The 11,503-nt window shown below is 67.6% G+C and carries 5 protein-coding genes; 1 reads left to right on the plus strand and 4 read right to left on the minus strand.

Annotated elements, in window-relative coordinates:
• Positions 1–93 precede the first annotated feature (93 nt).
• Together Q5H93_RS06700 and Q5H93_RS06705 are read right to left on the minus strand one after the other, a co-directional pair.
• On the minus strand, positions 94–858 hold the full coding sequence (locus Q5H93_RS06700) for a LytR/AlgR family response regulator transcription factor (protein WP_305005730.1): 765 nt from the start codon (positions 856–858) through the stop codon (positions 94–96).
• 90 nt (positions 859–948) lie between these two features.
• A complete protein-coding gene (locus Q5H93_RS06705) occupies positions 949–2,691 on the minus strand; it encodes a sensor histidine kinase (RefSeq protein WP_305005731.1) in 1,743 nt (580 codons plus the stop codon).
• 317 nt (positions 2,692–3,008) lie between these two features.
• Between Q5H93_RS06705 and Q5H93_RS06710 the strand changes: the two genes are divergently transcribed.
• Positions 3,009–9,725, plus strand: coding sequence for a cadherin domain-containing protein (locus Q5H93_RS06710; RefSeq protein WP_305005732.1), 6,717 nt, complete (start codon positions 3,009–3,011; stop codon positions 9,723–9,725).
• Positions 9,726–9,877: 152 nt separating this feature from the next.
• Here Q5H93_RS06710 and Q5H93_RS06715 read toward each other — a convergent pair whose 3' ends face one another.
• On the minus strand, positions 9,878–10,501 hold the full coding sequence (locus tag Q5H93_RS06715; protein ID WP_305005733.1) for a Uma2 family endonuclease: 624 nt from the start codon (positions 10,499–10,501) through the stop codon (positions 9,878–9,880).
• Positions 10,502–10,719: 218 nt separating this feature from the next.
• Positions 10,720–11,139, minus strand: coding sequence for a hypothetical protein (locus tag Q5H93_RS06720; RefSeq protein WP_305005734.1), 420 nt, complete (start codon positions 11,137–11,139; stop codon positions 10,720–10,722).
• Between the last annotated feature and the right edge of the window lie 364 nt (positions 11,140–11,503).

Here is an 11,503-nt window from a genome sequence, read left to right on the forward strand (position 1 = left end):
ATGATAAGAAAACTGCTTATCATGTTGCCGCAGCTCTGAACAATTTTGATTACTCCGCAAACCGGAAGCTTTGCCGGGCGCTAGGGCATCTCATCAGCGCCCCAGCTCCCCCAGCTGCCGCTGGGCCGTGTGCCCGTTCTCGAACCGTTCCGGGCCGCAGTACACGAAGGCCTCGTCGTGCCCCGTGATATACTCCGGGTTCAGGTACACGCCCCGGCTGATGCGCAGGAACTGCCCGCGCAGGCCCTCGGGCACCAGCTGCTCCAGCACGTAGGCCAGCGAGCCCCGGATGGCGTAGCTGCGGCGGGGCTCGGTGCCGGTGCGCAGGGTCACGTAGTTCTTGCCCGCCTCCAGGCTGGCAATCTCGCGCCACAGTAGCCGCTGCACGTGGCCGCCGGTCTTCACGTAGAAGAAATCGGGGGTGGCTGGGGCGGGGGCATCCCGCTCGGGCGGGGGGGCAGGCACCTGCCGCCGGTGGCTTTCGATAGCCGACTGCAAGGCCCCGAACAGCGCCGCCCCATTCACGGGCTTGATGAGGTAGCCGCTGGGCTGCAGCCGCGTGGCCTGCCGGATGGTGTCGAGGTCGTCGTAAGCCGTGAGGAAAATGAAGGGCGGCCCCTCGGGCTGCTCACGCAGCAGCTGGGCCAGGGCCAGGCCGTTGTGAGCGGGGTTGTCGCTGCCCAGGTTGATGTCGAGCAGCACCACGTCGGGTTGCAGCGTGGCCAGCGCCTCGCGGGCCTTGGCGTAGCTGAAGCAGGTGGCCAGCACCTCGTAGCCCAGGTCTTCCAGGGTCAGGCGCAGGTTGCGGGCAATCAGGGCTTCGTCTTCGACGACGACAATGGTAATCTTGGGGTCCATGGGATGTAGCGCGAACTTTGTAGTTCGCGTTCTATAACGATTCAAACAGAACGACCAACCGGCGCGGGGACGCGAACTACAAAGTTCGCGCTACTTGCGGGGCAGGCAGAACTCGTAATGGTAAGGATGGTCGGGCAGGGTGGTGAGCGTGGCCCCCAGCTGCTCGGTCAGCAGGCCGATAATCTCGGTGCCGAGGCCGCTGGAGGGGCCGGCCGGGTAGGGCAGGGGCTGGCCGGGCGGCAGGGGGCGGCCGTTGTCGGCGTAGTCGATGCACACCTCGGCGGGGTGCGCGCGCACGCTCACGGTGATTTCCAGCGGCCCTTCGCCCGTGTGGGCGTACTTGATGGAGTTGGTCACCCACTCGTTGAGGATGAGGGAGAGGGCGAAGTAGCTGTTGGCCGGCAGGTCGAGCACGTCGGTGCTGAGGTGGGTGACCACCCGGCGGTCGTTGGCCAAGCAGGCCACCACGGCCGTGATGAGCGTGCGCAGGTAGGCCCCCAGGTCGAGGCCGTGGGGGTTGCGCAGCAGTTGGTTGTGCAGGGCCGCGATGCTCTCCACCCGCAGGCGGGCCGTCTGGAGCTGCTCGATTACCTCCTCGTTGGTGGTGCCCCGCTCCTGCATGTGCAGCAGGCTGAATATCATGTGCAGGTTATTCTTGACGCGGTGCTGGATTTCCTTGTTCAGCAGCTCCACCTTCCCCACCTGGGCATCGAGCTGCCGGTTGAGGCGGGCCAGTTCCTCGTTGGCCGTGCCCAGGTGCCGGCTTTGCTGGCGGGCCCGCCGCCCCTGCCGCGCCAGGTAGAAGCTAAGCAGCGTGATAACCACCAGGGCCCCGCCCAGCCCCCAGAGGGCGCTGGTGCGGCTGCGCTGGGCCGTAAGGGCCTCGGCCTGGGCGCGCTGCTCGCTGGCCACCAGGGTCTGGCGCATCCGCTCCAGGTCGCCGCCATCCACGAGGCTGTCGCCGAGGCGCACGGCCGTGCCCTGAAACTCGTAGGCGGCGCGGTAGCGGCCGGCGTCGGCCAGCAGGCGGGCCAGCTGCTGGCTCAGGTACAGCCGGTCGAGCAGGGTGCGCGAGGCCCGGAAGGACTGCTGCAGGGAGTCGAGAAAGGGCGACTGCGAGCGGCGACGCAGGTACACGTCGAGCCGGCTTTGCACGAGGTAGTAGTGCGTGAGGTAGTCGTAGGAAGTCGGGTCGTTGTGCAGGCCGGGGCGGTACACCAGCTGGCGCAGCAGGGTGTCGGCCAGGGCGTAGTTGTGCACCTCGGTGCTGCTCAGAGCCATCTCGACGGTGTAGGTGAGCTGCCGGCGGATGGAGTCGGGCAGGGGGCGCAGCTCGCGGGCCAGCTGGCGCAGGGTCTGCACGGCAAGCAGGCTGTCGGGCACCTTCTCGTAGGCGTGGGCCACGAGGTAGCGGGCGTAGTGGGCGCGGGCCCGCTGGCCGGGCACGCGAGCCAGCAGCTGGGCCGCGCGCTGGAAGTACTCGATGGTCTGGAGGGGCTGCTTGTTCCAGGCGTCGTAGACGCGGGCGCGGGCAAACACGGCTTCGGCCAGCAGCAGGGTGTCCTGGCTGCGGTCGGCCAGGGCCTGGGCTTGGTCGTAGTAGCGCAGGGCCTCGGCAAAGGAGTCGTAGCCGGCCTTGCGGGCGTAGGCCGAGTCGCCGCGCTGCAGCAGATGGAAGAACTCCGCCTGCCGGGCGGTAGCGCGGGGCAGGTGGTCGGGGGCCGGCTGGGCGGCGGCCCCGCCCCCCAGGGCCAATAGCAGCGCCAGCAGCAGCCCGCAGGCGCTACCCCAGCGCCCGCAGCGGCCAGGCAAAGCGGCGAGATAAAACAACATGGTAGTAGGGTGGGGGCGGAAAGAACCGCAAAAGTACGAGCTGAGTCAGCGCCCTTTACCATGCCCGATGCCGGGGCCAACCTCAAAAAATGAGGCTGGTGCTGGCCGAGCCTCAAAAAGTGAGGCTGAGCCTCAAACAGTGGGGCTAGCTCCTGCTGGGGGCGATAATTTTGTGCCACCCACTTCCACACGCTGCCCGGCCACTCGCCGGGCAGTTTGCATTTAGGCTGGTTGGATGGCCTCCGCCCGGGGGCGGGCGAGTGAATAGTTGTTGTACTGCATTTCTTTTTTATCGATTGACTGACTTCTTCTTACTGATGCAACACTTCTCGCTTTCGCTTCCTGGGTGGGTGGCCCGCCCGCCCCGCCGCTGGCTGGCACCTCTCGTGCTGGCGCTCCTTGTGCTGGGGCTGCCGCTGGCCGGCCGGGCCCAACTCACCGTGAATAGCCGCACGCCGGCGCGCAACGCCCGCGCGGCCGCCCGCGGCGCCAACCTGACGGCTACCTTCAGCCAGCCCCTGGACCCGGCCACGGCGGGCGCCGGGCGCGTGTTTAGCCAGCAGCGCGGCGGGCAGCTGGTGCGCGGCGGCAACGCCACGGCCAGCGGCAGCACCCTAAGCGTGGACCCGGCCGCCGACCTACAGGCCGGCGAAACCGTGTTCGTGACCCTGCCCGCCAGCCTGAGCAGCAGCACCGGCACGGCGGCCCCCCGCGAGGTGTACCAGGTGACGGCGGCGGCACCGCTCGGTGGCAACCTGCTCACCGACAGCTACACCCTGGCGGCAAGCGGCCAGCGGCTGAACGACGCGGCCGTGGGCGACCTCAACGGCGACGGTCGCCTCGACCTGCTGGTGCAGCAGGAAACCAGCCTGCGCCCCTACTTCAACACGGGCACGGGCGCGGCCTACACGGCCGGCACCGCCTTCGGCAGCATCAGCTCGAACGCGCCCCTGCGGGCGATTCTGGCCGACGTGGACGGCGACGGCGACCTGGACGCGGTGCAGAGCCGCCTGCCGGTGCGCGTGTACAAGAACGACGGCAGCGGCGGGTTCGGGCCGGCCAGCCCCTATGGCAGCAGCACTGGCTTCGGCCGGGCCGTGGGCGTGGCCGACGTGGACGCTGACGGCGACCTCGACATCCTGACCATTGTTCAAACCAGCAACTTTGCGCTCACCGTGCTGCTTAACGATGGCACGGGCACCTACACGCAGGCGGGCAGCTATTCGACCGGCAGTTCGGACGACGTGCCAGCCCTGGCCGTGGGCGACTACAACAACGACGGCAAGCTCGACGTGGCCTACTGCGCCTACTCGGGGGGCGGCGTGACGGTGCTGCTGGGCAACGGCAGCGGCGGCTTCGCGGCGGCCAGCGGCTCGCCCTTCGCCACGGGGGGCAGCGCCAACGCCATTGCGGCGACTGACTTCAACAACGACGGCACCCTCGACCTGGTGGTGGGCACCAACACCACGCCCGGCCGGCTGTACCTGCTGCTGGGCACGGGCGCGGGCGCGTTCAGCCCGGCTTCGGGCTCGCCCTTCACGGCGGGCAACCGCATCCAGAGCCTGGCCGTGGCCGACGTGAACGCCGACGGCAACCCGGACGTGCTGCTGGCCAACTACGGCACGGCCGCGCTGGGAGCGGTGTCGACGCACCTGGGCACGGGCGCGGGCAGCTTCGGCACGGCCACCAACTTCACGGCCACGGCCAACGGCGGCCGCATCGCGGCGGGCGACTTCAACGGCGACGGGGCCGTGGACGTGGTGACCATCGACGAGCCCGGTGACGCGCTCAAGGTGCTGCTCAACCAGGCCAGCCTGCCCGCCCCCACGCTCACGAGCCTCGCGCCCACGAGCGGGCCGGAAGGCACGAGCGTGACGCTGACGGGCACCAACTTCACCAGCGCCAGCACGGTGAGCTTCAACGGCACGGCCGCCAGCGTGACCTTTACTTCGGCCACCAGCCTGACGGCCGTGGTGCCCGCCGGGGCCACCACCGGCAACGTGACCGTGACCACCACCGCCGGCACCAGTGGCGGGGTCGTCTTTACCGTGACGCTTCCCGCCCCCACGCTCACGGGCCTCTCGCCCGCGAGCGGTTCGGTGGGCACGAGCGTGACCCTGACGGGGACGGGTTTCACCAGCGGCAGCACGGTGAGCTTCAACGGCACGGCCGCCAGCAGTGTGAACTTCACCTCGGCCACTAGCCTGACGGCCGTGGTGCCCACCGGGGCCACCTCCGGCAACGTCACCGTGACCACCACCGCCGGCACCTCGGCCCCGGGCAGCGCCAACTATTTCAGCGTAACGCTGCCCAACAACGCGCCCACGGCCCTGAGTTTGTCGCCGCAGAGCGTAGCTGAGAATGCGGGGGCCAACGCGCTGGTGGGCACCTTCGCCACCACCGACCCCGACGCGGGCGACACCTTTACCTATACGCTGGTGAGCGGTGCGGGCAGCGCCGACAACGGTAGCTTCATTATCAGCGGCAGCACGCTGCGCCTGCGGAACTCGGCCGACTACGAAACCAGGAACTCCTACACCGTGCGGGTACGCACCACCGACCAGGGCGGGCTGAGCGTCGAGCAGGACTTTACCATCAGCATCACCGACGTAAACGACGCGCCCGTCATTGCCAACCAGACCCGCAGCGTGGCCGAGAACACGGCTAACGGCACTACCGTGGGCGGGCCGATTGCGGCCAACGACGCCGACGCAGGCACGACGCTGAGCTACAGCCTCACGGGCGGCAACGGCACGGGCGCGTTCGCGCTGAACAGCAGCACCGGCCAGCTCACCGTGGCCGATGTGGCCCAGCTGGACTACGAAACGACGCCCACCTTCATCCTGACCGTGCAGGTGAGCGACGGCAGCCTGACGAGCAGCGCCACCGTGACCGTGAACCTGACCAACGTGAACGAAGCGCCGAGCATTGCGGCCCAAACCCGCAGCGTGGCCGAGAATAGCGCCAACGGTACCAACGTGGGCGCGGCGCTGACGGCCAGCGACCCCGACGCGAACCCGACGCTGAGCTACAGCATCACGGCGGGCAACAGCGCGGGCAAGTTTGCTATCAACAGCAGCACCGGGCAGCTGACCGTGGCCGGCACGCTGGACTACGAAACGACGCCCAGCTACAGCCTAACCGTGCGCGTGAGCGACGGCAGCCTGACGAGCAGCGCCACCGTGACGGTGAACATCCTCGATGTGAACGAAGCGCCGAGCATTGGCAACCAAGTCCGCAAGGTGGCCGAGAACTCGCCTAACGGCACCAACGTGGATACGCCGATTGTGGCCAGCGACGCCGACGCGAACCCGACGCTGAGCTACAGCATTACGGCGGGCAACAGCGCGGGCAAGTTTGCCATCAACAGCAGCACTGGGCAGCTGACCGTGGCCGGGGCGCTGGACTACGAAACCACTAACTCGTACAGCCTGACCGTGCAGGTGAGCGACGGCAGCCTGAGCAGCACGGCCACCGTGACGGTGAGCATCCTCAACGTGAACGACGCGCCCGTCATCGCGGCCCAAACCCGCAGCGTGGCCGAGAACACGGCTAACGGTACCACCGTGGGCGGACCGATTGTGGCCAGCGACGCCGACGCGGGCACGACGCTGAGCTACAGCCTCACGGGCGGCAACGGCACGGGCACGGGCGCGTTTGCGCTGAACAGCAGCACCGGCCAGCTCACCGTGGCCGACGTGGCCCAGCTGGACTACGAAACCACGCCCACCTTCGCCCTGACCGTGCAAGTGAGCGACGGCAGCCTGAGCAGCACGGCCACCGTGACCGTGAACCTGACCAACGTGAACGAAGCGCCCACGGCCCTGAGCCTCTCGCCGCAGAGTGTGGCCGAGAATGCCGGGCCCAACGCGCTGGTGGGCACCTTCACCACCACCGACCCCGACGCGGCTAACACCTTCACCTACACGCTGACGGGCGGGGCGGGCAGCGCCGACAACTTCAGCTTCGCCATCAGCGGTAGCACGCTGCTCCTGCGGAGCTCGGCCGACTACGAAACCAAGAACTCCTACGCCGTGCGGGTGCGCACCACCGACCAGGGCGGGCTGAGCGTCGAGCAGTCGTTTACCATCAGCATCACCGACGTGAACGAAGCGCCGAGCCTCCGGCAGACCAATTATCTTGTCGAAGAAGATAATTTTACCAACCGTGCCCAAGCGCCCTTCCAATATCAGCTAATCGGCAGCGACCCCGATGCCAATACCACGCTCACGTACCGCATCACGGCGGGCAACCAGGATGGCCGGTTTGCCCTCAGCAGCACCGGCCAGCTGACCCTGGCCGCGCCGCTGGACTACGAGACCACCCGCTCCTACAGCCTGACCGTGGAGGTGAGCGACGGCAGTCTGACGGGCAGCAACACCATCAACATCATCGTTCGCGACGAGAACGAAGCGCCCACGGCCCTGCGCCTCTCGCCGCAGAGCGTGGCCGAGAATGCGGGGGCCAACGCCACCGTGGGCACCTTTACCTCCACCGACCCCGATGCGAACAACACCTTCACCTACGCGCTGGCGAGCGGGGCGGGCAGCGCCGACAACGCCGCATTCACCATCAGCGGCAGCACGCTGCGCCTGACGGCCTCGGCCGACTACGAAGCCAGGACCTCCTACGCCGTGCGGGTGCGCACCACCGACCAAGGTGGGCTATTTTTTGAGCAAACATTCACCATCGGCATCACCAACGTGAACGAAGCGCCCACGGCCTTGAGTTTGTCGCCGCAGAGCGTGGCTGAGAATGCGGGCACCAACGCGCTGGTGGGCACTTTCACCACTACCGACCCCGACGCGGGCAACACCTTCACCTACGCACTGGTGAGCGGGGCGGGCAGCACCGACAACTTAGACTTCGCCATCAGCGGCAGCACGCTGCTCCTGCGGAGTTCGGCCGACTACGAAACCAGGAACTCCTACACCGTGCGGGTGCGCACCACCGACCAGGGCGGGTTGAGCGTCGAGCAGTCGTTTACCATCAGCATCACCAACGTGAACGAAGCGCCGAGCCTCCAGCCGGTCAATGATATTGTCTTCGAAGATGCTTTCCGCAACCCTAACCGTCCATTCGGGATTCGGCTGAGGGCCACCGACCCCGATGCCAATACTACCACGCTCACGTACCGCATCACGGCGGGCAACCAGGATGGCCGGTTTGCCCTCAGCAGCGCTGGCATACTGACCCTGGTCGCGCCCCTGGACTATGAAACCACCACCTCCTACACCCTGACCGTGGAGGTGAGCGACGGCAGCCTGACGGGCAGCAACACCGTCACTATCCAGGTAATCGACGTACCCGCGCCCACCCTGACGAGCCTGAGCCCGACGAGTGGGCCGTCTGGCACGAGCGTGACGCTGACCGGAACGAATTTGGGCGGGGCTACGGTCGTAACCTTTAACGGTATTGCCGCCGCTTTTTCAGTGTCGAGGTCAGGCACGAGCATTTCGACGAACGTGCCCACTGGCGCCAGTACGGGCAACGTCGTCGTCACGACGCCGGAGGGCACCAGCAATGGCCTGGCCTTCACGGTAACGAGCTCGCTCACCACGCGCTGGACGGGGGCCGTGTCGACCGACTGGTTTACGGCCGGCAACTGGAACGACGGCGTACCGGGCAATGTGTCCGATATCACCCTGACGGCCGGGGCCCCGCGCTACCCGCTGCTCACCGCCGGCACGGCCGAGGCTAAATCCCTAAGCATTGGCAGTAATGCTAGCCTGAGCCAGTCGGGCGGGACGCTGAGCGTGAGCGGCACCTTCGGCAACGACGGCAGCCTGAACCAGTCGGGCGGGACGCTGAGCCTGCGTGGCAGCTTCTTCAACAACGGCAGCGCCACCCTGGCGGGCCTGGTGCAGCTGGTGGGCAGCGGCAGCCAGACGCTGGGCGGCAGCAGCGCCCTCACCTTCGAGCGCCTCACGGTGAATAAGCCCGGCGGCAGCGTGAGCCTGAACCAAAACCTGACCATCGGCACGGCCCTGACCCTGACCAGCGGCACGCTCGTCACCGGCTACTCCGCGCTGAACCTGGGCAGCAACGCTACCATCAGCGAAACCGAAACCGCCTACGTGACGGGCTTCGTGAGCACCACCCGCAACCTGAACACGCGCGGCAGCGGCAGCGACTTCGGCGGCCTGGGCGTGACGCTGACCCCGGCCGCCAGCAGCACGACTCTGCCCGGCAGCACCTTGGTACAGCGCATAACGGGCAGCCCCGCGACGGGCGTGGGCAGCAGCGTGGGCATTACCCGCTACTTCCTCATCATACCCGCCGTGGATGCGAACCTGAACGTGACGATGGTTTTCAACTACTTCGACCACGAGCGCAACGGCATTGCCGAGGCCGACCTGCAGCTCTTCAAACAGCCCTTCGACCCCGGCAGCGGCTGGGCACGGGTCAACAACGCCACCTACGATGCCAGCGCCAACACCGTGACCCGCGCCGGCCTCACGAGCTTCTCGACCTGGACGCTGGGCAGCCGCTCGGCCCCGCTGCCCGTGGAGCTGACGCGCTTCGCGGCCACAGCCGAGGGCGCAGTGGCCCGCCTGACCTGGACGACGGCTTCGGAAAAGAACAGCGCCTACTTTGAGGTGCAGGCCAGCCCCGACGGCACCGATTTCCGCACCCTGGGCCAGGTGCCGGCCGCCGGCACCAGCACCCAGGCGCGGAGCTACGCCTTTGCCGATGCCCACTTGCCCGCCTACGCGGCCCCCGTGGTGTACTACCGCCTGCGGCAGGTGGACCTGGACGGCACCAGCAGCTACTCGCCGGTGCGTACGGTGGCGGCCCCGGCCGGTACCGTCAGCCTCTACCCCAACCCGGCCCACGGCCAGCTCACGGTGCGGCGCCCGGCGGCCACGGTAGCCACGGCTACGCTGCTCAACAGCCTGGGCCAAACGGTGCGCGCGCTCGCGCTGCCCACGGCCGAGACGACGATGAACCTGCAAGGGCTGGCCGCCGGGGTGTACACCCTGCGCCTCACGCTCGACGGCCAACTCGTGACTAAGCGCGTGGTCATCGACTAAGCGCCCGTTGCCGGCGGCCGCTTCTGAAGAGCTGCGGCACGCCGGAATGATAACTGCCAACACGCAGTCGCCCCCTGGGGTGGCTGCGTGTTTTGGTTTAGGGGGTAGTGCGGGATGGGGCCGCTGGAGAGGGGGGTAGCGCTTTTCGCTGGCTACGCGGGCGTGGCGGGCGGAAACACGTCGGCCCAGTCGAGCCCCAGGCCGGGCAGGGTGTGGCAGGGCACGGGGCCGGGCTCGGCATACTCGCCCACGAGGCGGTAGCGGGCAGTGGCTTCGTCCAGCACGAAGATGGAGATGCTGGCCGCGTCGGGCGACACAATCCAGTATTCCGTGACGCCGTTCTCCTCGTAGAGGTCGTACTTGTCTTTCCAGTCGCGGGCCTGCGTGCTGGGCGAGGTCACCTCAATGAGGAGGTCGGGGGCACCGAGGCAGCCGCGCTTCTCCAGCTTGGTGGGGTCGCAGATGACGCATACATCGGGCTGCACCACCGTGCGGATGGCGGTGTCGGCGGGATGGGCCGGGGTGCCCAGTTTTATCAGGCGCACATCGTAGGGAGCAATGCGCACCTGGCAAGTCTGCCGCCGCAGGTGGTAGAGAATGGTGGCGTATAATTCCCCGGCTACTACCTGATGCAAGTCGGTGGGGGCGCTCATGCGGCGCATGATTTTGCCGCGCCACAGCTCCACCAGCTCCGTAAACTGCCAGGTGAGGTAGTCGGCGTAGGTGTAGCTGCCGTTGGGGTCGAGCTGCGCGAGGGAGGTGATGGGAGTGGCCATAGCGTAAAAATACGGAACAATTACAACGGCGCACCGCCAGCAGCGGCCGCCAAAACGCCCGGCTGGCCGGCGCGCAGCTGCCCGGCTCCAGCCTCATCAGGGGCAGGCTTCCACCACCATCAACCGGCTGGCGGCGGCCCAGCCTGCTGCTTATTTGCCAAAAAAGCCCCCGTGCACTGCACGGAGGCTTTTTGAATTTTAGCAGCTCCGGCGGCGGGCTAGGCCGTGAGCTGGGCGCGGCGGGTGGCAATGCCGGCCAGCACCTGGGTGAGGGCCTCCACCTGCTTTTGCACCTGAAAGGCATCGACGGTGCCCAGGAAGCGGTCGGTGCCTTTGCTCACGCGGTTGCGCTTCACAATCTGCTTGCGCTGGGCCTGCAGCAGCTCCACCTTGTCGGCGGCGTCCTGCTGGGCCTCGGCGCTGAGGCCGGGCAGGGCGGCCTGGCCCTGGGCAATGAGAATCTCGCTGTCTTTTTTGGCCAGGGCGGCGGTGCCGCTGGCCAGGCTGCGGTCGGCCCGCTCGTCGGCAATGTCGAGGCCGGTGTCGCGGTGGCTGAAGGTCTTCAGCTCGAAGGTGACGTCCTCGCTGGCCGCATCGCACTCGGCCCAGGTGGTGAGGAAGGAATAATCAGGTTCCATAAAACGCTATGGGGTGTTGGTGAGAAAAAAATACGCCCAAATATAGAGGGAAAATTTATTCCGCAAAATGTAGGCTAACGGGCTTGCTGCTAGTAGGGCGCTGTAGCGCGAACTTTGTAGTTCGCGTCCCCGCGCCGGTTCAACGATTGTCGTTCGGGGACGCGAACTACAAAGTTCGCGCTACTACGCGCTACAGCGCGGCGGCCTCGGCCAGCAGGCCGGCGGCGCGGGCGTGCAGGCGGTGCCAGCGCGTGACGGCCTCTGGCGCCAGCGGGCGGGCGCGGTGCTGCAGCCAGCCGGTGAGCCAGGCGGCGTGGGCGGGGGCGCGGGTGGGGTCGTGGGGGTCGGCGGCGCGGGCCAGGGC

The organism is Hymenobacter aranciens (genome assembly GCF_030580865.1).
Lineage (GTDB): Bacteria > Bacteroidota > Bacteroidia > Cytophagales > Hymenobacteraceae > Hymenobacter > Hymenobacter aranciens.

What these genes read in the sequence shown, in the direction of transcription:
- Q5H93_RS06720 (WP_305005734.1), bottom strand. Translation starts at nt 11,139, where the DNA reads ATGGAACCTGATTATTCCTTCCTCACCACCTGGGCCGAGTGCGATGCG.
- Q5H93_RS06715 (WP_305005733.1), bottom strand. Translation starts at nt 10,501, where the DNA reads ATGGCCACTCCCATCACCTCCCTCGCGCAGCTCGACCCCAACGGCAGC.
- Q5H93_RS06700 (WP_305005730.1), bottom strand. Translation starts at nt 858, where the DNA reads ATGGACCCCAAGATTACCATTGTCGTCGTCGAAGACGAAGCCCTGATT.
- Q5H93_RS06705 (WP_305005731.1), bottom strand. Translation starts at nt 2,691, where the DNA reads ATGTTGTTTTATCTCGCCGCTTTGCCTGGCCGCTGCGGGCGCTGGGGT.
- Q5H93_RS06710 (WP_305005732.1), top strand. Translation starts at nt 3,009, where the DNA reads ATGCAACACTTCTCGCTTTCGCTTCCTGGGTGGGTGGCCCGCCCGCCC.